Here is a 23,772-nt window from a genome sequence, read left to right on the forward strand (position 1 = left end):
CGGCAATCGCGCGGCCGGCCTTGGCCCGTGGGCGTACGTCCCCGGGCTGATGCCGCGCGGGCGGTGGCCGGTTAGTCTCGCGGCGTGAAACCAGAAACGATCATTGCTTTGCCCGTGCGCGTCGCGCGCCACGGCCTTGTTCCCACGAGGGAACGCCGCCGATGACGAGCACGAAGGCCGTGGCCTGGGCGGGGGGTGCCGCCTACCTCCTCGTGGTGGGCCTGCTGGTGGGGGGCGCGACGCGGGCGTCGGGCACGGTTCACGGCGTCGGGGCACTGCTGGCCGTGAGCCTGCTCGCCGGCGTGGTGCGACGGATGCCGCTACTGGCCCTGGCCGTGGCACTCTTCGGGTCCACTGCCGTGGTGGTGGGCACACCGAGCTCCGCCCCCGAGAGCCCGGCAGCCTCGTACCAGGGCCAGTTCCTGTCGTATCTGGCGGTGGACCTCGTCCTGGGCTTCGTCGTCGCCACCTGCGCGCGGCGGGCTTCGACCGTCGCCGTCGCCGTGTCCTTCGTCGTACAGCTCCTGATGATCGGCGTCTTCGCACACGGGGACGACCTGAGCGTCACCGGCGTGATCGCCCTCTTGGCCATGGCCGCGTCCTGCATGGCCGGTCTGCTCCGTCGCGAGCGCCGCGAGCACGCGGTGGCGCTGCGTTCGCAGGAGGTGGCCGAGGCCGTGACCGCCGAACGGCTGCGGATCGCACGGGAGCTGCACGACATGGTCGCGCACAGCATCGGCGTCATCGCCATCCAGGCCGGTGTGGGCAGCCGGGTCATCCAGACCCAGCCGGCGCAGGCCCGCGAAGCCCTGCGCACCATCGAGACCACCAGCAGAGAGACCCTGTCGGGCCTACGCCGCACGGTGGTCTCGCTCCGCCAGGCCGAACGCGGCGTGACCGCCTCGGAGCGGTCACCGCTCGCACCCGCGCCGGGGCTGGCGGACCTCGAACGGCTGGCGGCGGCGACCGCGGACGCGGGGGTACGCGTCGACGTGCGCCGCAGTGGGGAACAGCGCCCGCTGCCCGCCGACATCGACCTGTCCGCCTACCGCATCGTGCAGGAGGCGCTGACCAACGTGGTCCGCCACGCCGGCACCGGGCGTTGCCGGGTGGCCGTCGACTACGGGGACGAGGAACTGTCCGTGGAGGTCGTCGACGACGGGCGTGGCGCCACCGGGAACGGCCCGGCCCACGGCTTCGGCATCATCGGCATGCGCGAGCGGGTCGGCCTGCTGCACGGACACCTCAGCGCCGGGCCGCGCCCTGAAGGCGGCTTCCGGGTGGCGGCCCGGCTGCCACTGCCCGCACCCCTCGGAGTTCCGGTGGAGGCCCGATGACCGTCCGGATCCTGCTCGCCGACGACCAGCCGCTGGTGCGGTCCGGACTGCGCGTGATCATGGCCGACCACCCCGACCTGGAGGTCGTCGGTGAGGCCGCCACCGGCTCCGAAGCGGTCCGGCTCGTCGGCGACCTCGGCCCCGACGTGGTGGTGATGGACATCCGGATGCCCGGCATGGACGGCATCGAGGCCACCCGCCTGATTACAGCCGGCCCGGCGACGACCCGCGTCCTCGTCCTGACGACCTTCGACGAGGACGACCACGTCTACGGCGCACTCCGCGCCGGCGCGAGCGGCTTCGTGGTCAAGGACATGGCGCTGGACGACATCCTCTCGGCGATCCGCGTGGTCGCCGCCGGCGACGCCCTGATCGCACCGAGTGTGACGCGCCGTCTGATCGCGGACTTCGTCGGGCGCCCGGACGCCGCCCCGGAGGGCGCCCCACGGCCGGTCGAGGGCATCACCGAGCGGGAACGGGAGGTACTGACCCTGGTCGGACGCGGCCGGTCGAACACCGAGATCGCGGAGGACCTCTTCATCACCGTGGCCACCGCCAAGTCGCACGTGTCACGGCTGCTCACCAAGCTGGGCGCCCGGGACCGGGTCCAGCTCGTGATCACCGCCTACGAGATGGGGCTCGTCACGGTGCCTCACTGACGGCGCCCCGGATCGGTCCCTTTCCCCGGGGCCCCTTCTACCGGTCCTCGCTGAGCTCGTACAGCTCCTGGAACAACCCGCCGCTGTGGACGAGCTGGTCGAAGGTGCCCTGCTCGGTGATCCGCCCGTCCTGCATCACCACGATCCGGTCCGCGATCCGGGTGTTGTCGAGCCGGTGGGTCACCACCACGGTGATGCGGTGGGCCGCCATCTTCTTCAGCTCGGTGAAGATCTGGTGCTCACCGCGGGCGTCCATCTCGGACGTCGGCTCGTCCAGCACCAGCACGGCCGGCTGCCGGTACAGCGCCCGTGCGCACGCCAGTCGCTGCCACTGGCCGCCCGAGAGCGTCACCCCGCCCCACAGCTCGCGGGCCAGCAGGGTGTCGAGCCGCTGGGGCAGCTCCTGGACGACCCCGACCATGCCGACCTGTTCGAGCGTCGCCCAGACCGCGTCGTCGTCCCACGTACGGGGCTGGCCGAGGGTGACGTTCTCGCGGACCGACAGCGGCCAGCACGCGAAGGCCTGCGGCACCATGCCGGTGCGGTCCGCCACGCTGACCGGATCGGCGTCGGCGAGGTCGATGCCGTCCCACAGCACCCGGCCTTTGTCCGCGGTCGTCAAGCCGAGCAGGAGGCGCACCAGCGTGGACTTGCCGGACCCGTTCTCCCCGACGAGCGCCACGACCTCGCCGCGCCGCAGCGTCAGCGACAGGTCGTCCACCGCGGGCGACGTCTTGTTCGGATAGGAGAAGGTCACCTTCTCCACGCGGACCGTCTCGACCACCGGCGGCACCGGCCGGCCACCGGTGCGCGGGGCGAGGCGCCGGGCGTCGTCGAGGAACCGGGTCCAGTCCCCGAGGTAGAGGCTGTTCTGGAACAGGCCGACGGTGTACTGGAGCAGGTCCCGCATGTTCGCCAGCGCCGTGCGCACCGCGACGACGACGGTGGCCGAGACGGCGAGGGAGACGCGGCCCGAGACCGTGAGCCACAGCAGCACGCCGTAGGCACCGACCAGGCACACCCCGCTGGCGGCGTACGAGACGAGGCTGACCCGCAGCTGCCGGGGCACGTCGGCGAGCATCCGCGCGGTGATGACCTGGCCCATGCGCTCGTACCAGAACCGCAGGTAGGGCACCATCGCGTTGCCACGGATCTCGTCGCCGAAGAAGGTGTTGGTGGCGTAGCCGCGCATCATCGACCGCACCGTGCGGCCCGCCCCGGTCGCCACATGGGTCCGGTACTCGATCTTGGCCCGTACAACGGTGCCCACGCCGGACGGCAACACCGCGATCACCAGGACGGCGAGCATCAACGGGTGCAGCCCGGCCAGCACCCCGCCGGCCGCGACCAGTCGCACCAGCGAACCGAGGAACATCTGCGTGTCGGCGACCGCGCGGTCGCACCGCACCGCCCCGGACTCGGCCCGCTCGTGGTCCTGCTTGAACTGCGGGTCCTGGAACGAGGCGAGCTTCACCGTCAGCACCGCGTTCACGAGGGCGTCGTCGGCGGCCATGAACAGTCTGGGCCGCAGCCGCTGCTCCGCCCACTGCCCGAAGGCGTGAGCACCCCGCGAGACGGCCGCCGCGATGCCGCCGAGGACGAACCACGGGAGCGCCTGGTGGACGCGGTGGCCCACGCTGCCGGTCCCGACCAGCGGCACCATGGCCTTCGCCGTCATGGCCAGCACCACGGCGGCGCCGGCGCCGGCGACGACCTGGGCGAGCACGAGGACCACGGCGGCGTTGCGGTCGATGCCCCAGGCGAGCCGCGCGACTTGGGCGAGCAGACGTGGGATCTTCGTGCACAACCGGAAGAAGCCACTCTCTTCCAGGGCGTTGCGGCTGCTTGTCCCCTTGTAGGTGATCACCGCTGGTTCCGGCATCGGCGGCCGGCCCCGCCCGGTCTGTTCACCTCCGACAGCATCCACGATCGACTCCTCCCTCCCCTCGGCGAAAGGCGCCGTGTCAAAGGCACCCGGTGCTCAACTGGGCGGAGCCTCGGATCGTCACGGCCCCCGGCCGAGGAACCGGCGGGCCGCGGGAACGAGTGGGGTTTGTTTCAGATGGTTAGTCCCGGTACAGACACCTTTGAGTTTGTCGAGTCGTCGACCGACCGACCGGCCGGCACCCCGGGGGAGGCGGCCCTGCGCGAAGAACCGGGCCGGGCATCCGGAATGATGGGGTGATGCGGATCATGTTCGTTGGCGACTCGATGACCATCGGTAGCGCGGGTGACCTCACCTGGCGCTACCGCATGTGGCAGCACCTGTGCGCCTCCCACGGCGGCCCCTTCCGGATCGTCGGCCCTCGCCGTGAGCTGTACGACCCGGCTGCCGGTGCGCCCGTGTCGCTGGACTACGCCGCCGCCGACTTCCCCGAGCGGGCCCAGGCGCACCTCGCCGGCTGGGGAGAGGGCTGGCACCACATGGCGCCGGTCATCGGTGAGGCCGTACGCGCCCACCGGGTGGACACCCTCCTGATCTCCCTCGGGCTCATAGACCTCGGCTTCTACACCGACGCCGGGCAGACCGCCGAGAACGTGCGCCGCTTCGTCGCCGCCGCCAGGGACGCGTCCCCCCACGTCAGTGCCGTGCTCCTGCCCGTGATCCCCAACATCCGGGCCCGTGAGGAACCGGCCTTCGCCGCCGAGGTCGAGTGCTTCAACGAGCTGCTCGCCAAAGCCGTCGCCGAACTCGACGCACCGGGGTCCGAGCTGCTGCTGGCCTCGGAGCCGCCGGGGTGGGACCTGGACCGGCACACCTACGACGGCACGCACCCGAATGCCGAGGGTGAGCACCGGATCGCGGAGGCCTTCGCGACCGCGATGCACCAGGCGTGGGACATGGGAGGGCCCTACCAGCGCGCAGCCGGGCTCTGACGTGCGGGAAGCCGGATCGCCTCGTCGCCGGCCGGCCCTTGGGCCCGTGACCCACCGGAGGGGCCGGCGGCGCGCTTCCGCTCCCCTGCCGCGCCGTGGTGTGGCACGGCCGACCGCACGGGCCGGCGGCTCGTAGGGTGTGCCCGTGACTCGTCTTCTCCCGTGGCGGCGCCGTCTCGACCGGGTCGACAGGCCGCCTTCCCGGACTGATTACGCGGGAGCCATCTACGGATCCCTGCTGGCGGCCTCCGTGATCGCGGCCACGAGCGCGGTCGGCGAGTTCGCCCGCGTCGAGACCGTCGTGCTGCTGCTCGTGACGGGCCTGGTGTTCTGGGCCGCCCACGTCTACGCGCGCCTTGTCGGTGAGAGGTCGATCGGCCGGCCTGTCGACCGGGCCGAGGTACGCCGGGTCGGGCGCAGCGAGTGGTCGATCGTCGAGGCGGCCGTGCTGCCGGCCGCTGCCGTCGCGTTCAGTCCGCTTCTCGGACTGGGCTTGACCGACACCGCGTGGTTCGCCCTGGCGGTGGCCGTGGCGCAGCAGGTCACGTGGGCCTATCTCGGCGCTGTCCACGCCAGTGCGTCGCGTCGGCAGGCTGCCGTCGAGTCGCTCGTCAACCTTCTGTTCGGACTCGTCATCGTGGCGGCCAAGGCCGGCCTGGGTCACTGAACGTACGCGGCGGCAGTCCGTTCTCCCGCCGTGTCGCTCTGGCGTGCCCCGCCAGGCTGGCGAAGAGGGGAAATCCATGACGTTTCCCCGCCGCGTATCAGGAAACGCGCAGAGACGAGTGATCAACGCACGAACCGAAGTGATCGCTGACTCGTGACCCGCAACGACTGAGACGAGGGGAACACGCACATGAGTGACGCGAAGACCGACCGTGAGAAGACCGCCCGTCTGCCGGACGAGGACGTCGTCGCCATCCTGCTGAACCAGCACGCGAGGATCCGGGAACTCTTCGCCGACGTCAAGACGGCTGAGGGAGAGCACAAGAAGCAGGCGTTCGACGAGCTGAGGGCCCTGCTCGCCGTGCACGAGACGGCCGAGGAGATGGTCGTCCGGCCGGTGGCCCGCGACACCGCGGGCAAGAAGGAGGCGGCGGCCCGCAACCAGGAGGAGGCCGAGGCGAACAAGGTCCTCGCCAGGCTGGAGAAGATGGACGTCGAGAGCCCGGAGTTCGACGCCCAGCTGCGCGCGTTCCAGAAGGCCGTCGAGGACCACGCCGAGCACGAGGAGCGGGAGGAGTTCCCGACGCTCCGCGCGGGCCGGGACGAGGCCCAGCTCAAGCGCATGGGCACCATGGTCCGGGCAGCCGAGAGGGTGGCGCCCACCCATCCGCATCCGACGGCGGCCGGTTCCCCTCTCGCGCAGTGGAGCGTCGGCCCCGTCGCTTCCTTGGTGGACCGTACGAAGGACGCGATCAGGGGCGCCACGGCGCACCCGTGAAGGGCCGGTTCACGCTGAGCGCGGGGAGCCGCCCGGGCGGGCGCGGGGCGCCGGGCGGCCCTGGAGCCCTCGCCCCACCCCGGCACCACGGCGAGCACCTAGAGGATCGTCAAGGTCGTCACTCCGGTCGCGCCGGTGACACCGCCCGAGAGGCACTGCGGGGCGCTCGGCTGGGGCAGGGGGATGACCTGGAGCAGCTTCCGGCCGTGGAAGCGCCCATGGGTGACGGTGCCGGTGGCCGGGGTGACCACCTGGCCGGCCACGGCCGTGCTGCTGCCGGTGATCTCGGCGGTGCTGGCGTCACCGGTGTCCCAGGAGTAGGTCCGGCGGGACCGGAACCCTTCGAGAAGGTCGTTACAGCCTGCGAAGAGGGTGAACCTCTCGTGGTAGGAGCCGCTTTTCACCTCGCCCCCGCCACCGACGCATGAGGCGAACCGTCCGTCCACCGTGACCTCGACGCGCCGCGCCCGGAAGGTGACACCCGGGCGGTAGGTGACGGACTCGGTGCCCTGGCACTGCAACAGGCCCGGCTCCCGGGCGTGCCCCGGCCCGTGGGGGCTGGCGGTCGCCGGTACCGGTGCGGCCACACCGAGCACCACGGCGGCCGCCAGGGCGACCGCCCGCACGCGTTCGACGCCGACGGTCACGACCGTTTTCCTCACTCTTGGCAGCATGGGGCTGTCCATGCCCCGGCAGTGCGCTCAGGACACGAGCGCACGGTGTCACCGGGCCGCGCGCGGCCGAGTGGGTGCACCTACCCGCGCGGGCCCTCCGCGCGTAATCTCGTGCCCCCACCCCCTCGACCTCGCGACAGGGCCTTCGCCGCAGTGAGCTGGAGAGAGATGGACACGCTGGAGAACGGCTTGCTGCCGGTGCCGGGCGCGAGGCTGTACTTCGAAGTGCGCGGGACGGGCCCCCTGTTGTTGCTCGTCCCGGGCGGCGCCTCCGACGCGGAGGTCTTCGGTCCGCTGGCCGACGAGCTCGCCGCCCACTACCGCGTCGTCTCCTACGATCCGCGCGGCATCTCGCGCAGCGTGCTCGACGGGCCGCCGCCGGAGCCGTGGCTCGACGTCCAGGCCGACGACGCCTCACGGCTGCTCGGCCACCTCGCCGGACCCGACGGGACGGGGAGGGTGTTCGGCAGCTGTGCGGGCGGGCTGGTCGCCCTGGAGCTCATGGCCCGCATCCCGCACCGGATCCTGTGGGCCGTCGTCCACGAACCGCCCGCCATGGGGCTGTTGCCGGACGCGGAGCGTCACGCCGCCTTCTTCGAGGAGGTGTACGCGACGTTCCGCCGGGAGGGCGTCCCGGCGGCCCTGGACCGGCTCCGGGTCGTCTTCGGCGGGCGGCCCGCTCCGGTGCTGCCGGAGGCGACCGACAACAGCGCGTTCTTCCTCTCCCACGTGATGCTGCCCTCCACCCGCTGCCTTCCCGATGTCCGTGCGCTGACGGCTGTGGCGGACCGGGTCGTGATGGCCGCCGGCCGCACGTCGCGTACCCACGACGTGAGCCGGCCGACGGCCGTCCTCGCTCAGCGGCTGCGGCGGGAACTGGTGGAGTTCCCCGGCGGGCACGTCGGCTACGCCAAGCAGCCGGCCCGCTTCGCCGCACGTCTCGTCGAGCTCCTGGACGGCATACGGCCCTCCCCCACCGCTACGCGCCTCTGACGTCATGCGCGTCCTGTTGGGTGCCCAGAACTGTGGGTTCGGTCCGGCATCCGTGCTGGTCGCCGTATCCCGTCTGCTCCCTGGGCACGAGCGGGTGTTCGTGGGCGACGGCGTCGCGGCGGCGTTCGCACGGCGCAATGCCGCCGCCTTCGACAGCGTCCACGCGCTCACCGGTCCTGAGGGAGGGCAAGGTACTCTGCTCGACCGGGTATTGGAGGACAGCGACCAGGTCGTCTCCGCCATGGACGCCGATCTCGTCCTGCGCGCGGTCGTGGCGGGCCGTCCGGTGGTCCTGGTGGACTGCCTGTTCAGCTTCTGGCGCCACCGGCACTCCCTTGCGCGGCTCCGTGAGCTGTGCGCGACCATGCCGCGCACGTGCTTGTCGGCGGCCCGCCGGCATCTGAGCGGTCTCTCGCCGCACGAACATGTCCTGGCCGCCCACCTGCTGGCCGACCACAGCGTGGTGCAGAACTTCCCCGGTGTCGCCCGGCGCATGGCGGCGCTCGCCGACGCCGGCGCGGACTGCGCCATGCGTCTGACGGGCGCGGTCGTGGACCTGGACGGCCTGCGCGAGGCACGGGCCGAAGGACCGGCTGGCAGCGGGCCGGACTACGACCTGCTGATCAACACCGGTGGCTTCAAGAACTTCCTCCTGGACTACGACGTCCACAACGACTACTTGCGGCTGATCGACCGCTGGCTCCCGGACCTGCTCCGCGACTGGCCGCGGTTCACCCGTGTGCTGCTCTGCGGCGGCCCGTACGCCGGGGAGCGGGGAACCACCCTCCGCACGGCCGGACGCCGCGTCGACCGCCGGTGCCTGCCGCAGCGCGAGCTGCTGCGGCAGGTGGCGAGGACACCGCACTACCTGCTCGCTCCCGGTCTGTCGGCGCTCCATGAGGCCACGTTCCTGGGCCGGTTGCCGTTGGGGCTCCCCGAACAGCACTACGCGCACGTGTTCACGCTGCGGCACCTCGCCGGCACCCTCTTCGGCGACCAGGCCGGACGGTTCACGGACGTCCTGCCCGGTCATGCGCTGCCCGAGGACGACTACGCGGGCACGGAGGCCCTGGTGGCCGTCGCCAGCCGGATCCGGGAGGACGACGGCCTTTACGCGAAGTTCCGCGCCACGTTCAACGAACGCCTTGAGCGCTACCTCCACCTCACACCGGAACAGCGGCGGAACGGGGCGGCGGAGCTGCGGCACGTCCTGGACGGCCCGCCCGCAGCCTCCGTCATCGCCGCGCTCCTTGCGAGCCGGCACGGATAGGACCGGCTGCCGGACGCAGGGACCCCGACCGGCGGGGACGCGTCGTCGCCGGCGACAGCCCACGACGTGACCTTGCTCCCGTCCCCCGGCAGGCGGCCGCATGCGCCGCGGCCGCCTGCCGGGGGCCCGAGAGATCAGGCGCCGCGCGCAGGGTCACGCACGGGTGCGACATGATCCGGCATCACGCCCACGTCACCTCCGTCGCCGGCCCCCTCCCCCGCCGGTTCTCAGTTCCACGGGTCGGAGAACGACCGGCCGGGAATGGGCTTGGCGATGAGGGCCACGGGAATGAAGAAGTTGACCTGCCCTATCGCGACGATCAGGGTGGCGAGCGCCTTCTCGTCGTAATGCTCGGCCACCTTCGCGTACAGCTCGTCGGAGACCCTATCGCCGTGTGCGGACGGCAGGAGCACGGCCTCCACCAGGGCGAGCGCGGCCCGCTCGGCAGGGGTGAAACAAGGCGCGTCCCGCCAGGACGACACCGCGGTGATCCGCTCCTCCGACTCGCCGGCCTTGCGCAGGAAACCGGTGTGCAGGACGGTCAGATAGGTGTTGCCGACGATCTGGCCGGCCCGCAGGTGGACAAGGCTGATCGTGGTACGCGCCACCGTGTGGTTGCCGACGGCCTTGAACAGCGCCGCCGACACCTCTGCCATCTCGGGCACGAGCTCCACGGGGTCGGACATCCGCGGACCCGCCGTGACCTCGTCAACGATCGAACGTGCTTCCATCATCATTTCCCTTCCAGGTTGCTGCTGTGTCGCTGTCACCCCTATGACGGACCCGGACAGAGGAATGTGACCGAGGGAGAACGATCACCGATGTGGCGCGCGTCACTTCCTGTTGTCGGGCTTGTGCGTTCCCGTGGCACGCCCCACCGGAATGGCGCCCGGAGGTCAACCGCCTTCGAAAGACGTGGATTCGCGGTGCTCCCGCGCCCGAGGTGCTCTGGCGCCTGCCGGCGACGTCAGGCGGGGCGGGTCAATCCCAGTGCCCTGGTCCGGTCGTGGGCTTCCAGGGCGTCGATGAGGGCCACGTGGTGTTCGTAGCGCTCCTGCAGCCGGTCGTCGGCTTCGGGGCCGGCCAGGGGCAGGAGCGTCGCGTACAGCGAGCGCAGCAGCCCGTCGGGGCTGACGGCCAACAGCCGGCTGTGCAAACGGTGGTCGGCGGCGGCGAAGGCGACCGGGTCCGATGTGCGTACCGCGGTGGCCAGTTCGGCCAGTTCCCGTCGCAGTGCGGCGATGTCGGCTGGTGAGGCGTGCCACAGCGCGTCCTCGACCAGGAGCGGGCTGAGGGCGTCGCGGATGCGCCGGACCTCCTCGGCGCGCACGCCGTCCGCCGAGTGCGCGTCCAGAGCCAGGACGGAGTTGCCCAGGCGGCGCATGAGTGACTGTTCGGCGGCGAAGAGACCGCCGCCGGGGCCGGGGCGCACCGTGACCAGCCCACGGGACTGCAGCAGCCGCAGGGTCTCGTTGAACGTGCCGACGGACACCCCGCACGCGGCACGCAGTTCGTCCTTCGTGCCCAGCCGTTCGCCCGGTTCCGCCCGCGCGATCATCGTGGCGATGTGCTCGGCGGCGCCCTCGGCACGGGAGGCGGCGGCGCGCTCCCATGCGGCGCGCCGCAGGGCGGGCGGCTCCACGCTCGCGCGCGTCTCGTGCGGACTCTGGACTCGGCCTCTGTTGTCGCCTGCGGCGTACACTCGGTCTCCTCGTTCCTCAACTTATATTGGTTATGACGGTTGCTTCCGCGCCGCCATGACGCTCCGGAAGTCCCAGGTGAGGGATCGCCCTGACCGTCATGGTGAATCGGCTCTCGCCGGTGTCGTCCTTGCGGGAGGGAACACGGGTCTCAACGCCAGGGGGGGAACGGTGCCGCACTTCGCCGTCCATGAGGGGTACGCGGTCTATGAAGGGCCGGCGACGGACAGTTCCTTCCACATGCACGCGGCCTTCCAGGTCGCCATCGCGGTGCGGGGCGAGGTGCTCATGGTGGATGCCTCGGGAACCCGGCATCAGGCTGTGGCACTGATCGTCCCGCCGATGGTGCGGCATCGCATGCTGGCCGTCCCCCATCTGCTCACCTTCTTCGTCGAGCCGCAGTGCGCGTTCGCGGACCGGCTGCGCGAGCGTTGCGGGCCCGGCGTGACCGCGGACCCGGAGCTGCGTGACCTCCGGGAGGAGGACGTCCGCTCGGCCACCGGGCGCCCCGCGGAGGGGCTCGACGGGCGTCTGTTGGCGGCGATGAACGCGCTGGCCGACCAGAGGGTGCCGATGCCGGTCCTGTCCGCGCAGGTCGGGCTCTCCCCCCAGCGCCTCCGCGCCCTGGCCCGGCAGCAGTTGGGCATGCCTCTGCCGCGCTGGCGCATCTGGCAGCGGTTGGCACGGGCCACCGAGGCGCTGCGCGAAGGCCGGTCGCTCGCCGACGCGGCGACGACGGCGGGCTTCGCCGACCAGGCGCACTTCAACCGGCAGATGCGCGAGATGCTGGGGCTCGCCCCGTCGTTTCTGCTGCCAGGGCCGCGCCGTCCGGCAGAGGGCCCGTCAGGGGCGGCGCGCGGCATGGGCGGAGACGGATCCGCTGATCGATGAGCACGTCGCCCGTCCCGACGCGCCTTTCGCGCTTCACGCCGGCGGCTCCGGCCTTGCGCCGCGTGGTCGTCAGCGCCGTGTGGCCGGGATCGACCCCGGTGATCCGTGCCCGTGGTTCGGCGTGCTTGAGCAACAAGGCCGGTGAGCCGGTGCCGTAGCCCACGTCGACGATCACGTCACCGGGCTGTGGAGCCACGTGAAGGGCGTGCAGGGCGCGCCACAGGCGTTCCCGTGTGAGGGCGGCCACGGGGGCGTACACAGGAGTGGGGGCACACCGGCCCAGCGCGGGAGTGAACGTTCGCTCGGTCATGGGGGCAGTGTCGACCGGCCGGTGCCACCCGGTCTTGAACGAAGCGCTCGCGCGCGCGTGCGACGGCGGGGCCGCGCCAGGGGGCGCGGCCCCGGTCACTCCGCGGCGGGTGGCCGCAGGTCCGCCCGCCGCCGAGAACAACATCAGGCCGACGTCGTAGAACACCGGCAGCATGCGCACCACGCGATGCCGCCGGTGACACGACGCGGGGGTCACTCCCTAGGCTGCGGTGCGCTCCTCAAGGCGGCTGCCTCGCGCCACGGTGACGGACATGATGTCGCTGGGGACGTCCAGTGCGATGCGGTGCCATCGCCCGCGCGGCACGACGACCGCGGTCCCGGCCGCCAGCTTGATCTCCTCCTCCTCTTCTCCCGGCTGTTCCGGGCGGAGGCAGAGGCGTATCCCGCCGGTGAGGCAGCACACGACTTCTTCCGCTTCCGGGTGGACCTCCCAGTGGTCGGCGTGGACGTCGGCGTCGGTCTCCCCGTGGAAGGTCATCAGCTGCCAGCCGTCCCTCTCGACGTCGAAGGCCGGCTGCTCGGCTTGGGCCCGGCCGTCGGGGCGAAGGTGGACGAAGGAGGCGAAGAGGTCGATCGGGGTGGCGGTCATGCCGGGATGTCCTTTCCTGAGGTGGTCGTTCGTCGGGTGGGAAGCGGCCGGGGCGCCGGGTGGTCCGCCCCGTCGCCGCCGCTTCACTCGGCCAGCGCGCGGTGCAGGGCTGCGGAGAGTTCGGCGATCTGCCGCTGGGACACCTCGGCGGACAGGATCGCCTGCGACCCGTGGAACGTGCCGGACCACTGGTGCAGTTCGACCGGCACGCCGGCCTGGAGCAGGCGCAGCGCGTAGTCGATGCCTTCGTCGCGGTTGGGGCAGAACTCCGCGGTGGTGACGTAGGCGGGCGGCAGTCCGGACAGATCCGCGGCCCTCGCCGGGGCGGCGTACGGCGAGGCGGGGGCGGAGCCCAGGTAGTGCCGCCATATCGCGGTGACCTTGTCGCGGTTCATCCAGGGTGTTTCGGTGAAGTTCCGCGCCGACCACGTCTCCTGCCGGTCGTCGAGCCCGGGCTGGTTGAGCAGTTGGAACCGGATCGGCGGCCCCTGCTGGTCACGCGCCCGCAACGCCACGGCGGCCGCGAGTCCCGCGCCGGCACTGTGTCCTCCGACCGCGATCCGCTCGGGGTCGACGCCGAGCTCGGCTGCGTGCTCGGCGGCCCAGGCCAGTACGGCGTAGGCGTCGTCCAGTGCGGCCGGGAACCGGTCCTCGGGGGCCACGCGGTAGCCCACCGAGATCACCACCGCGCCGGAGCTGTCCGCGATCCGGGCGGCCCACGGATGCTCGGTGTCGAGGTCGCCCATGACGTATCCCCCGCCGTGGAGCCAGACGACGGCGCCCTGCGCCTGTCGCGGGCGGTAGACGCGCACCGGCACATCCGGATCGGCGGGCACCGTGCGGTCCTCGATGTCCAGTTGCGAGGTGTCCGGCGCCGGGACCGAGGCGGCCAGTTCTGCGAACTTCTTCCGCTCCTCGACCGGGTCGGTCAGGTCGGCCTTGGGAAACAGGGGGATGAATGCTTCGAGTTCGGGATCCATGGCGCCCATCCTCACCGGCGCCACCGCCCGGGGTCGTCCGCCATCCGTCGCGCTTCGCGTGCGGACGGCGCGGCGATCGGCGCTTATCCTCCTGCCATGGAGGCACTGGCCGTACGGCTGTCACAGCTGGATTCGCAAGCCGAGGGCGCGATCCGCGTCGTCATGTTCTACGACACGCTGATGCGCCGGCGGGTGGACCTCCCGGCGCTCGCCCGGGCCTCGGCGGGCCTGGCCGAGTGCGTGGCCGGAATCCTCCTCCACGGCACGGGGCGGGCGATCCGCATGTCGCCCGACGGCAGGGAGGCGTCCACGCCGCCGCCACCCGCGTCCACCACGACGGCGGTCACCCTCGACGAGGAGGAGATCGGCGCGGTGTGGCTGGAACGCCCCGGCCCGCCCGGTCCGCTCGACGACTTGCTGCTGGACCGGCTCGCCATCGCCGTCGCGGCGGTCGTCGAACGGTACGGCCCGGCCCGCACCACCATGGCCGACCCCGCCCTCGTCGAACTGGTCGTCAGCTCCGACAGCGACGAGGCGGCCAGAGCCCGGGCGCTCCGGCTCCTGGGCTTCGCCCCCGGACTGCCGGTCCGCGTCGTCGCCGTACGGTCCCGGCTTCCGCTCGACCAGATCGGTGGTCGGATCTGCCCGAGCCGCCCGGTGAAGGCGGCGCCCCTCGCCGATGTGGGCGTCCTCCTGGCCACCACGGTGGACCCGGCCCGGTTCCCGGCAGGCGTACGCGCGGGCATCGGCGCCGCCGAAAGCCCCGACCGTTCCTGGCGGGAGGCCCGCACGGCCCTCCGCTTCGCCACCGCACGCCAGCCGGTCGTCCACCACGACGAACTGGGGGCGTTGGCGCTGCTCGCCCAGGTGCCCGAGGCCGCCGCGAGCGACAACACCGACGTGGCCGCGATCGCCCGAATCGCCGGCAACGCGGAAGATCTGGAGACGCTGGACGCCTACTGCGCCACCGGCTCCCTGCGCCGGGCGGCTGACCGTCTCCACCTCCACCACAGCAGCGTCGCCCGCCGGCTCGAGCAGCTCGGGAAGACCATAGGCGTCGAAATCACCGAGCCCACCGGCCTGATACGGGCAAGGATCGCCCTCACCCTGTGGCGGCTGCTCAACGGCTGAGGAAGGTCCCCCTAGGGGGTGTGCCGTCAGCCGCCCCCAGCGCCTGCACTGCGGCGTAGGACAGGGCCGTGAGGTCCGTCGGCCGGCCGTCGCGGACAGCGGTCGCCGTCGTCACGGCCGCCGCCAGGGCGCTGCGGTAGAGCAGCGAGCCGAGGCTGACCCTGCGCACGCCCAGCGCGGCCAGCTCGGTGAGGGTGGGACCGGTCGGCGCGTACAGGACGTTCAGCGGGACGACGAGGGTGGCCGTCAGGGCGGCGATCCCGTCCGGGGCGGACAGCCCTGGTACGAACACCCCGTCCGCACCGGCCTGTTCGTAGACCGCGAGGCGCGCCGCCGTCTCTTCCTCCTGGCGTCCGAGCCAGTGGGTGTCGGTGCGGGCGTTGACGAACAGCGCGGGAGCAGCGGCCTTGACGGCGGCGATCTTCGCGGCGTGCAGTTCCACGGGCGCGAGGGTGCCGTCCGGGCGGCCGTCTTCGAGGTTGATCCCCGCGGCGCCCACGTCGTACAGCTGCCGGGCCAGCCCGGCCACTTCCTCCGGGTCGTCGCTGAAGCCCCCTTCGACATCGACGGAGAACAGGAAGGAGCCCCGTCCGAGCCGGCGGGCCAGCGCCACGGTCGCTTCGGCGGTCGCGGCCGCCCCGTCCGGCAGGCCGGCGGCCGCAGCCACGCCCAGGCTCGTGGTGCCTATCGCCGGGAAGCCCTGCTCCGCCAGAGCGGCCGCGGAGGCGTGGTCCCAGGCGTTGGGCAGCAGCAGCGGCGTGGCCTGGTGGTGCAGGCGGGCGAAGTCGGTCAGCGGGCGCTGGAGCAGGCCCTCGGCCAGGGCGAGGGCGTGCGCACGGCCGGGGCACACCCGCGGCGGAGCGCCGAAGGAGAGGGGCACGGGGTGGGAGCGGTGGGCGGCCGCGAGGTCCAGGAGCACCACGTCGCCCTCGGCGACCTCCCGGCCGGCGACCCGGGTTGGACGGGCGGCGACCCGGCGCATGGTCCGTACCGGCGACGCCTCCCTGAGCACCCGCGCCAGGGGGACGTCGCCGTCGGCGGCGGCCTCCACCAGCGCGGCTGTCGCCGCGCACGCCTGGACCAGCAGCCCGATGCGGTTGGCGGCATCCTCCAGGCCGGCTTCGTCCGCTTCGTCCGCCCTCTCCGCCTGCGCCGGCGCCAACCGCGCCACCAGCCAGGCCACCGCCGCGTCCGCGGCCGGGTCCGCCCCTGCGAAGTAGGCCCCCGCCACCACGGCCACCGCCTCCGCGACCGCCTCGGCCTCCGGCATCCCCAGGGCCTCGGCGAGGGTGCGCACCACCCGGAGGCGGACGTCTCCTCCGGGCCCGGCCGTCACCGCCGCCTGCCGGAGCGCGGCGGGCTCCAGCCGGGCCAGTTCGGCCTCCGCCAAGGCCCGCCGGCGCCGATGCGGCTCACCGGAGCTGAACCGGGCCACGGTGGCACGCAGCCACGCGACGCTCTCCCCTGCCGGGCCGCCGTCTCCGGCCGGCAGGTCCGGGATGAGGGCCGGGTCGGCGAGCGTCGCCAGCACGTCCTCGTGGCGGTCGTATTCATGCGTCGTGTGCGTCATGGCCCTGAGGTTAGGACCGGGACAGTTCGGCACCGCCCGAACCGTCCCCACGGCATCATGGCCCCATGTCCCCCCTCGCCGAGACCGCCGCCTTGTTCGCCGACCGCACCCGGGCCGCCTTCTGTCTGGCCCTGCTCGACGGACGCGCCTGGACCGCGGGCGAGCTCGCCCGCCACGCGGGGGTGCGGCCTTCCACCGCGAGCGAGCAGCTCTCCCGCCTCGTCGAGAGCGGGCTGTTGGCCGAGGAACGCCAAGGGCGGCACCGCTACGTCCGGCTGGCCGGCCCGGACGCGGCCGCCCTGATCGAAGCCCTCGCCTCGTACGGCTCGGCCACCCCGCGTCCGGGGAGTCTGCGCGCGTCGGGACGGCTCAGTGCCGAGGCACGGGCCCGCACCTGCTACGACCATCTGGCGGGGCGGCTGGGTGTGACCCTCGCGGACGCGACGATCGCCCGGGGCCTGGTCTCCACGGACGGCGGGCTCGCTGTCACCCCCGCGGGCCGGGCGTGGCTCGCCGACGCGCTGGGCTTCGAGCGGCCGCCCGGCACCCGGCGCCCTCTGGTGCGCAGCTGCCTGGACTGGACGGAGCGCCGTCCCCATCTCGCCGGAACCCTGGGTGCGGCCCTGTGCGAGACGGCGCTGGAACGGCGGTGGGTGAGGCGGGTCGGCTCCGGGCGCGCGGTGAAGGTGACGCCGGAAGGGGCCGAGGCGTTCCGGGAACTGCTGGGGGCGGAGGTCACACCGCCGGCGCGGGAGTGAAGGGCCGCCCCGCGGCGGCACGTCTTCTCCCGTGCGTCCCGGGACCGGGTCGTCGTGACGTCCTCTGGCCCGGCGGTCCTCCAGCCGTCCGCTCGGGGCCCCGTGGAGATTCGGTCAACAGGCCGGACATCGTACGGGGAATTGGCCGACCCATCACTTAATGGGATGGTTGCCGCGTTCTCCCCGTTACCCCCAGCTGATGTCAGTGGTCTCCTGGAGTTGTTCCGTCGCGGGCTGGGTGTCCTGTGCCGCGCCGTATGGACGTTGGGGAGGAGCTGGAAATGATGCGATCGGTGATGAGACGCGCGTGGAGGCCGGTGGCCGCGGCGGCGGTGGGTGTCTGCGCCTTCTTCGGGCTGGCGGTATCCGCCCCTGCCGCCCCACAGGCCCAGGAGGCCAAGGTCGCCGCCTCGGGCTACGTGAACCTGCACCAGTGCGTGTACTACTCCGGCTCGGCCACCGACCACTTCACGACGGCGGTGCCGAGCAGCGACGGACGGTTCGCGACCGGCACGAACGTCTCCACCACCGCGGACACACAAGTCTCCTGCGGAGCGGGCGACGGAAACTACACACTCGTCCCCCTGCTGTCGGGCGTCAAAGCCCTCAATCTCGCCTCGGGGCGCTACCTGAACGTGCACCAGTGCGTGTACTACTCCAGCTCGGCCACCAACCACTTCACGACCGTGGTGCCGAGCAGCGACGGACGGTTCGCGACCGGCACGAACGTCTCCACCACCGCGGACACGCAAGTCTCCTGCGGAGCGGGCGACGGCAACTACACGCTCGTCCCCCTGCTGTCGGGCGTCAAGGCGCTGGACCTGACCTCAGGACGCTATGTGAACCTGCACCAGTGCGTGTACTACTCCGGCTCGGCCACCAACCACTTCACGACGGTGGTGCCGAGCAGTGACGGACGGTTCGCGACGGGGACGAAGGTGTCCGGCACCGCGGACACGCAGGTGTCCTGCGGAGCGGGCGACGGCAACTACAACCCAATCGGCCTGCTGTCGGGCGTCAAGGCCCTCACCGTGGCCTAGGAGCCTTCGATCCAGCCCTCCACCGAGCACCGAAGGCCCTCTTACGAAGAGGGCCTTCGGACGTCGTGGGCCGCAGCAGGCGGCGGTCGGGAAAGGCCACCGCCGCGGCCTTGGCCTCGCACTCTTTCAGCGCGCCTGCGTGGCCTCGCCGGCGCCCAGGACGGCGGCCGGCATGCCCGTTCAGCCCGCTGCGAGAAGTGCCGGAAGTCTGAGCATGTCGTCGAAGACGATCGTGTCAGGCCCTTCAAGCCACCGTGCGGGGGTCAGACCGCCGGCGTAGCCGAAGGCGCGCATGCCCGCCGCGCGGGCCGCCTGCACGCCGTACTGGCTGTCCTCCACCACCACGCAACGGTCGGGGGCGACACCCATCCGCTCCGCGGCGTGAAGGAACAGGTCCGGGGCCGGCTTGCCCCGGCCGACCTCGCTGGCGCTGAAGATGCGGCCCTCGAAGCGCGAGAAGAGACCGGTGTGCCCGAGGGTGAGGCGCATCTTGTCGTGGCTGCCGCTGGAGGCGATGCAAGCGGGCAGGTGGGCAAGGGCGTCCAGCGCCGCGACGACGCCGTCCACGGGCGCCAGTTCGGCCAGGAGGGCCGCGCGGTAGCGGGCCTCCATCTCGTCCTCCCAGCCGGCGGGAAGGCCGCGCCCGAGATGGGCCTCTATCTCCTTCCTCATCGATTCCGTCGTCCGGCCGACGAACCGGTCGACGATCTCGGATTCGGTGAGCCTCCATCCGAGCTCGGCCAGAACCTCGGCCTCGATGCGCACGGCTATGGGCTCACTGTCGACCAGGACGCCGTCGCAGTCGAAGATCACGAGCTCAATCGGTTTGATCATGGACGCACCTTACGAGGACCCCGGCGAAGATGTCACCGATTCCTGCCCGATTCCGGGCAGGGGTCAAGGTGTTGAACGGTTCTGACGCCGGAACCGACCACCGCTGACGTACCTCTACGCTTAGGCCCGCCAGGTTGTTGTGATGGACATGAAGGAATGGAGCGTGCGGTGACAGCGGGGGAGGCGAACGGCGCGGAGCTGGTCGGAAAGGTGCTCGGCGGGCGATACCGGGTGACCGCCACGATCGGTCGCGGCGGCATGGGAGTGGTCGCCCGGGCGGTGGACGAACTGCTGGGCCGTGAGGTCGCCGTCAAGATCCTGCGGGCCTACACCGACGCCTCCGCGCCCGACCTGGCCGACCTGCGGGCCCGGATGCAGCGTGAGGCGCAGGCCGCCGCGCGCATCCGGCACAGCGGCGTGGTCACCGTGCACGACGTGACCGAGGACCAGGGCCTTCCGGTCATCGTCATGGAGCTGGTCGACGGACCCTCGCTCGACGACGTGCTGACGGAGCGCGGCACGCTGGAGCCGCACGAGGCCGCGGCCATCGGCGCCAAGTTGATGGACGCGCTCGACGCGGCGCACCGGGTCGGCGTACTGCACCGGGACGTCAAGCCGGGAAACGTGCTGCTGGAGCACGGCGGCCGGGTCGTGCTGACCGATTTCGGCATCGCCAGCATGGAAGCCGCCGGCGACGACGCCGTGACGAAGCTGACCCAGAGCGGCCAGATCATCGGCTCCATCGACTACCTGCCGCCGGAGCGGGCGCAGGGCAGGGAGCCCGGCCCCGCGTCCGACATCTGGTCGCTCGGCATGACGCTGTACGCGGCCGTGGAGGGTGCTTCACCGTTCCGCCGCACGTCCGTGTGGTCCACGATGACGGCCATCGTCAACGAACCCCTGCCGGAGCCCCGCAGGGCCGGGCCGCTCACGCCGGTGCTGCGGGCCCTGATGGCGAAGGAGCCGGAGAACCGGCCCGCCGCGGCGCAGGCGCGGCAGATGCTGGAGGCGGTCGCCGCGGGCGGGACGACGCCTCCTGCACCCCCGGCCCCGGCTCAGCCCCGCACCCCCACCGTCGCCGTCACGCCGCCCCCGCCCGGAGCTGGCGCCGTACCGTTTCACCAGCCTGCCCACCAGCCACAGTCACAGCCTCCCCACGCCGGCTGGCCGCCGCCCGGCCAGCCGCACGCCGTCACCCGGCCCGGCGCGGCGGACGCGGGCCACGCTCCCGGCGGCAGCCGTTCCGGAGCCGCCGGCGGACGGCGGCGCGGCCGTGCCGTCATCGCGACGACGGCTGCCGCCGTGGTGCTCGCCGGGGGCGGCGTCACCTACGCCCTGGTGGGGAAGGACGGCGGTACGGGCGGCGGCCGGGCACAGGCGGCGGCACCCGGGGTCGACTCCCCCGCGGGCAGCGGCCGGCCGGGGGACGCCGCGGGCACCACGCCCTCCGCCGGCGCCCACGGGAAGCAGTCCGGCACCCCGTCGCAGCGGCCGAGCCGGACAGCGGACGACGGCAAGCACCACGGCGCCGGCACCACGGCCCCGTCCGCGTCGGCCTCTCCGGCCGCCACGCCCAGCTCCGTGTCGAAGAGCTGCGGCGGCTGGAGCCACCAGGACCCGAAACCGGGCACCTACGGCTACATGTCCGGCAGCTTCCACCTGCAGACCGGACCGTACGAGACGTGCCCCGCGGTGTCCCTGGCCAAGACCGGCACGAAGCTCTGGTACCACTGCTACGTCGTCAACGCGCACGGCAACAAGTGGACCTATGTGCGCGTGGAGGGAACAAGCACGTCGGGCTGGATGTCCAACGACAACCTCACGCGCCAGAACGGACCCTCGGTCCACTGCTAGGGAGTCACCCTGCGGCGGCGGGCGTGAACCCGGATGCGACACCTCGGGACCGATGTGACGCACGTCACCCGTCAGGGCGTCACGGTTTCCGGCCGCGCGGTGTCTACACGGTCGACCAGGTTCGCAGAGGAGGGTGACGGGTATGTGGGGTGGGCGTTGAGCGAGGGACAGGACTTCGCCGAATGCCGGCCGTTGCTGTTCACGATCGCCTACGAGATCCTCGGCAGCGCGGCCGACGCCGAGGACGTCGTGCAGGACAGCTACCTCCGGTGGCACGGCGTCAGCCGGGAGGACGTCGAGCATCCGCGCGCCTATCTGGTGCGCACCGTCACCCGGCAGGCGCTGAACCACCTGCGCACGACGCGGCGGCGACGGGAGGACTACGTCGGTCCCTGGCTTCCGGAGCCGGTCCGCACCGGGCCGGACGTGGGCGAGGACGCCGTCCTCGCGGAGTCGGTGTCCATGGCGATGCTGCTGGTCCTGGAGACGCTGAGCCCGGACGAACGCGCGGTGTTCGTCCTGCGCGAGGTGTTCGGCTACTCGCATCGCGAAGTCGCCGACATGGTCGGCAAGACCGAAGCCACGGCACGTCAGATCGCGCACCGGGCACGCGAGCACGTGCGGGCACGGCGCAGGCGCTTCCACCACGACCCGCGCACGGCGGAGGAGGTCGTCGGCCGGTTCCTGCACGCGGCCGGCACCGGCGACGTCGCGGCCCTCATGAGCATGATGGCGCCGGGCGTGGTCCACATCTCCGACGGCGGGGGCCGGGTCTCCGCCGCCCGCCGCCCGGTCAGGGGACGCGAGAAGGTGGCGCGGTTCGTCGCCGGGGTCTCCAGGACCAGCGGGCCCGTCACCCTGCTCGAGTTCGCGAACTACAACGCTTTGCCCGCAGTGCAGTTCCGCTCGGGCGACCGGGTCGACTACGTGCTGCTCTTCGAGATCGCCGACGGTCTGATCCACGGAATGTACGCCGTGCGCAACCCCGACAAACTGAGCACGGCCGTCGTGCCGCGCCCGCTGGCGAGGAGGAAGGACGACCCATGGAGACTCTGACCGTACGACGTGTCATCGCGGCGCCGATCGACGACGTGTTCGACTGGTGCGCCACCACCACCAACTACACCCGTACCCCGTTCGTCCTCAAGGCACGACTGGCCCGGCCGGGCGCGGGGGCGCCCTACGGGGTGGGCGCCGTCCGGCTGCACACGTGGCTGATCGGCTGGTTCCGCGAACGGGTCACCGCCTACAACCGGCCGCACGCCTTCGACTACGACGTCGAGCGCAGCTTCCCGCCGGCCCGGCACGAGCTCGGCCGCATGACCTTCACCGCGGTCGACGAGGGCACCCTCGTCGTCTGGACGACCACCTTCCAGGTCCGCCTCCCCTTCGGGGCGGCCATCACCCGCAGGTTCGCCAAACCCGTCATCGCCCACGTCTTCGGCAAGATCCTCGAAGCCGCCGGCACGGCGCTCACCGAGGCCCCCGCGAGCCGCGCCGGACGCCCCTGAGGGCTGGGGCTGTAATTGGTGTCCGCCCGTGGCGCGTTGAGCGGTCGTGCCGGGGCAGCAGGAGCGGGGTGGCCAGCATGAGGAGCCCGGCGAGGGCGATGGCGGCACGGGCGCCGGTGACGCCGGCCAGCAGACCCCACAGCGCGGTCATGACCGCGGTGGTGGCGTTGCCGGCGATCGACCAGGCGGACAGGGTGCGGGCCACCCGGTCCTGGCCGGTCTGCGCGAGCCGCTGGGTGGCGAACACCGGGTTGAACACGCCCACGCAGGTCACCAGGCCGAGCTGAACGGCCATGACGAGCACGAGCCCGGCGGTCCCGGGGCAGATGAAGGCCAGCCCGACGGGCCAGCACGCTCGGAGCGTCCCGGCGGCGAGCAGGACCTTGGGCCGCCCGAACCGCGCGGCGAGCCGGGGTGCCAGCCGTGAGCCGATCAGTCCGCCGACGCAGGGAGCGGCGAAGGCGAGGCTGTACTGCCAGGGCGCGAACCCGAGCCGGCCGACCATGAGGACGGCTGCCAACGGCGCGGTCGCCATGATCAGGCCGTTGACCAGGATCGTGTTGAAGAACAGCGGGCGCAGCGTCGGGTGGGCCAGGATGTGCCGCCACCCGTCGAGCAGGTCGCCGGGGCGCAGCCGCGCGGGTGCGCCGGCTCGCGCCGGGCGCGGTTCCCTGCCGCCGATGGCGCAGATCCCCGCTGCCGAGAGCAGGTAGCTCACCGCGTCGGCCACCACGGTCGTCACGGGGCCGAACAACCCGATCGCGGCACCGCCCAGCGGTGGCCCGAGCATGGTGGCCGTCCAGGTCGTGGCCTCGAACCGCCCGTTCGCGACGATCAGGTCCTCAGGCCGCACGAGGGCCTTCAGATACGCGCCGCTGGCCGCCGTGAAGGCGATCTTGGCCGCGGCGACGACGACCGACACGACGAGGAGCTGGGTGAAGGTGAGCCGGCCGAGCGCGAAGGCGACGGGAACGCTCATCAAGGCCGCGAACCGGGCGAGGTCCATGGCCACCATCACCGGCCGCTTGCGGCGGAACTCCACCCACGGACCGAGCGGCACCGCCACGACCGCCCCCACCGCCAGCCCGGCGGCCGCCAGCACCGACACCTCGGTCGGCCCGGCGTGCAGCACAAAGATCGCGATCAGGGAGAACGCACCGAATCCGAGCCCCGTGCCGTACGCGCTGACGGTGTACGCCGCCCTCAGCCACGCGAACCGGCGCCCCAGCGACCGCCCACCCCTCACGCCCAGCACGCCCCCGCCGCCTTCCTCGAACAACCGCGCATCGACCAGCGCCATCAAAGCGAGCGGCGGCTTGGGGAGCAAACA

Annotated in this window: 23 protein-coding genes; 14 read left to right on the plus strand and 9 right to left on the minus strand. The window is 72.4% G+C overall.

Annotation, left to right across the window (positions count from 1 at the left end):
• Window positions 1-161: 161 nt before the first annotated feature.
• The gene (locus CYQ11_RS01270) at window positions 162-1,337 is read left to right on the plus strand and encodes a sensor histidine kinase (protein WP_099199234.1); all 1,176 of its coding nucleotides are present in this window, start codon (window positions 162-164) and stop codon (window positions 1,335-1,337) included.
• Window positions 1,334-1,996, plus strand: a complete 663-nt coding sequence (locus tag CYQ11_RS01275) for a response regulator (RefSeq protein ID WP_099199235.1) — start codon at window positions 1,334-1,336, stop codon at window positions 1,994-1,996. Before CYQ11_RS01270 ends, CYQ11_RS01275 begins: the two co-directional genes overlap by 4 nt.
• 37 nt (window positions 1,997-2,033) lie before the next feature.
• Here the strand turns inward: CYQ11_RS01275 and CYQ11_RS01280 are convergent, their stop codons facing one another.
• The gene (locus tag CYQ11_RS01280) at window positions 2,034-3,923 is read right to left on the minus strand and encodes an ABC transporter ATP-binding protein (RefSeq protein ID WP_424154027.1); all 1,890 of its coding nucleotides are present in this window, start codon (window positions 3,921-3,923) and stop codon (window positions 2,034-2,036) included.
• 257 nt (window positions 3,924-4,180) lie between these two features.
• Between CYQ11_RS01280 and CYQ11_RS01285 the strand changes: the two genes are divergently transcribed.
• The 3 genes from CYQ11_RS01285 (at window position 4,181) to CYQ11_RS01295 (ending at window position 6,317) form a co-directional block, all read left to right on the plus strand.
• A complete protein-coding gene (locus tag CYQ11_RS01285; RefSeq protein ID WP_181143538.1) occupies window positions 4,181-4,873 on the plus strand; it encodes a GDSL-type esterase/lipase family protein in 693 nt (230 codons plus the stop codon).
• A 145-nt stretch (window positions 4,874-5,018) separates the two neighbouring features.
• On the plus strand, window positions 5,019-5,540 hold the full coding sequence (locus CYQ11_RS01290) for a hypothetical protein (RefSeq protein ID WP_099199238.1): 522 nt from the start codon (window positions 5,019-5,021) through the stop codon (window positions 5,538-5,540).
• A gap of 189 nt (window positions 5,541-5,729) precedes the next feature.
• Window positions 5,730-6,317, plus strand: coding sequence for a hemerythrin domain-containing protein (locus CYQ11_RS01295; protein WP_099199239.1), 588 nt, complete (start codon window positions 5,730-5,732; stop codon window positions 6,315-6,317).
• A 98-nt stretch (window positions 6,318-6,415) separates the two neighbouring features.
• Here the strand turns inward: CYQ11_RS01295 and CYQ11_RS01300 are convergent, their stop codons facing one another.
• Window positions 6,416-6,979, minus strand: a complete 564-nt coding sequence (locus tag CYQ11_RS01300; RefSeq protein WP_146104627.1) for a hypothetical protein — start codon at window positions 6,977-6,979, stop codon at window positions 6,416-6,418.
• A gap of 180 nt (window positions 6,980-7,159) precedes the next feature.
• Between CYQ11_RS01300 and CYQ11_RS01305 the strand changes: the two genes are divergently transcribed.
• Window positions 7,160-7,984 (plus strand): alpha/beta fold hydrolase, encoded by an 825-nt coding sequence (locus CYQ11_RS01305; RefSeq protein WP_099199241.1) that lies wholly within the window; start codon window positions 7,160-7,162, stop codon window positions 7,982-7,984.
• Window positions 7,985-7,988: 4 nt separating this feature from the next.
• Complete coding sequence (locus CYQ11_RS01310; RefSeq protein ID WP_099199242.1) at window positions 7,989-9,254, plus strand: hypothetical protein; 1,266 nt, start codon at window positions 7,989-7,991, stop codon at window positions 9,252-9,254.
• Window positions 9,255-9,481: 227 nt separating this feature from the next.
• On the opposite strand, the gene CYQ11_RS01315 is transcribed toward CYQ11_RS01310, so the two are convergent.
• The gene (locus CYQ11_RS01315; RefSeq protein ID WP_099198194.1) at window positions 9,482-9,985 is read right to left on the minus strand and encodes a carboxymuconolactone decarboxylase family protein; all 504 of its coding nucleotides are present in this window, start codon (window positions 9,983-9,985) and stop codon (window positions 9,482-9,484) included.
• Window positions 9,986-10,221: 236 nt separating this feature from the next.
• On the minus strand, window positions 10,222-10,956 hold the full coding sequence (locus CYQ11_RS01320; RefSeq protein WP_099198192.1) for a FadR/GntR family transcriptional regulator: 735 nt from the start codon (window positions 10,954-10,956) through the stop codon (window positions 10,222-10,224).
• Between the two features lie 169 nt (window positions 10,957-11,125).
• Between CYQ11_RS01320 and CYQ11_RS01325 the strand changes: the two genes are divergently transcribed.
• Window positions 11,126-11,845, plus strand: a complete 720-nt coding sequence (locus CYQ11_RS01325; RefSeq protein WP_205041807.1) for an AraC family transcriptional regulator — start codon at window positions 11,126-11,128, stop codon at window positions 11,843-11,845.
• A 529-nt stretch (window positions 11,846-12,374) separates the two neighbouring features.
• Here the strand turns inward: CYQ11_RS01325 and CYQ11_RS01330 are convergent.
• Together CYQ11_RS01330 and CYQ11_RS01335 are read right to left on the minus strand one after the other, a co-directional pair.
• Complete coding sequence (locus tag CYQ11_RS01330) at window positions 12,375-12,764, minus strand: cupin domain-containing protein (protein ID WP_099198526.1); 390 nt, start codon at window positions 12,762-12,764, stop codon at window positions 12,375-12,377.
• 83 nt (window positions 12,765-12,847) lie between these two features.
• Window positions 12,848-13,744 carry an alpha/beta hydrolase gene (locus CYQ11_RS01335; RefSeq protein WP_099199244.1) on the minus strand — a complete coding sequence of 299 codons (897 nt, stop codon included), beginning with the start codon at window positions 13,742-13,744 and terminating at the stop codon, window positions 12,848-12,850.
• 96 nt (window positions 13,745-13,840) lie between these two features.
• On the opposite strand from CYQ11_RS01335, the gene CYQ11_RS01340 reads away from it, so the two are divergent.
• The gene (locus CYQ11_RS01340) at window positions 13,841-14,875 is read left to right on the plus strand and encodes a helix-turn-helix domain-containing protein (RefSeq protein WP_099198525.1); all 1,035 of its coding nucleotides are present in this window, start codon (window positions 13,841-13,843) and stop codon (window positions 14,873-14,875) included.
• Here the strand turns inward: CYQ11_RS01340 and CYQ11_RS01345 are convergent.
• Complete coding sequence (locus tag CYQ11_RS01345; RefSeq protein WP_099198524.1) at window positions 14,865-16,445, minus strand: isocitrate lyase/PEP mutase family protein; 1,581 nt, start codon at window positions 16,443-16,445, stop codon at window positions 14,865-14,867. The two genes, CYQ11_RS01340 and CYQ11_RS01345, sit on opposite strands and share 11 nt — an antisense overlap.
• Before the next feature lie 65 nt (window positions 16,446-16,510).
• Between CYQ11_RS01345 and CYQ11_RS01350 the strand changes: the two genes are divergently transcribed.
• Together CYQ11_RS01350 and CYQ11_RS01355 are read left to right on the plus strand one after the other, a co-directional pair.
• Window positions 16,511-17,203 (plus strand): ArsR/SmtB family transcription factor, encoded by a 693-nt coding sequence (locus tag CYQ11_RS01350; RefSeq protein ID WP_099198523.1) that lies wholly within the window; start codon window positions 16,511-16,513, stop codon window positions 17,201-17,203.
• 296 nt (window positions 17,204-17,499) lie between these two features.
• Window positions 17,500-18,243 (plus strand): hypothetical protein, encoded by a 744-nt coding sequence (locus tag CYQ11_RS01355; protein ID WP_146104628.1) that lies wholly within the window; start codon window positions 17,500-17,502, stop codon window positions 18,241-18,243.
• A gap of 180 nt (window positions 18,244-18,423) precedes the next feature.
• On the opposite strand, the gene CYQ11_RS01360 is transcribed toward CYQ11_RS01355, so the two are convergent.
• Window positions 18,424-19,077, minus strand: a complete 654-nt coding sequence (locus tag CYQ11_RS01360) for an HAD family hydrolase (RefSeq protein WP_099199254.1) — start codon at window positions 19,075-19,077, stop codon at window positions 18,424-18,426.
• Between the two features lie 168 nt (window positions 19,078-19,245).
• On the opposite strand from CYQ11_RS01360, the gene CYQ11_RS01365 reads away from it, so the two are divergent.
• From CYQ11_RS01365 to CYQ11_RS01375, 3 genes are all read left to right on the plus strand, one after another.
• Window positions 19,246-20,931: a serine/threonine-protein kinase gene (locus CYQ11_RS01365; RefSeq protein ID WP_398779679.1), complete on the plus strand. Its 1,686-nt coding sequence runs from the start codon at window positions 19,246-19,248 to the stop codon at window positions 20,929-20,931.
• A gap of 156 nt (window positions 20,932-21,087) precedes the next feature.
• Window positions 21,088-21,987, plus strand: coding sequence for an RNA polymerase sigma-70 factor (locus CYQ11_RS01370; RefSeq protein ID WP_240003399.1), 900 nt, complete (start codon window positions 21,088-21,090; stop codon window positions 21,985-21,987).
• Complete coding sequence (locus CYQ11_RS01375; protein ID WP_099199257.1) at window positions 21,975-22,442, plus strand: SRPBCC family protein; 468 nt, start codon at window positions 21,975-21,977, stop codon at window positions 22,440-22,442. Before CYQ11_RS01370 ends, CYQ11_RS01375 begins: the two co-directional genes overlap by 13 nt.
• Here the strand turns inward: CYQ11_RS01375 and CYQ11_RS01380 are convergent.
• Entirely contained in the window at window positions 22,405-23,742 is a 1,338-nt protein-coding gene (locus CYQ11_RS01380; protein WP_181143539.1) for an MFS transporter, read from the minus strand. The genes CYQ11_RS01375 and CYQ11_RS01380 overlap by 38 nt on opposite strands.
• Window positions 23,743-23,772 lie beyond the last annotated feature (30 nt).

This window comes from Streptomyces cinnamoneus, assembly GCF_002939475.1.
Taxonomy (GTDB): domain Bacteria; phylum Actinomycetota; class Actinomycetes; order Streptomycetales; family Streptomycetaceae; genus Streptomyces; species Streptomyces cinnamoneus_A.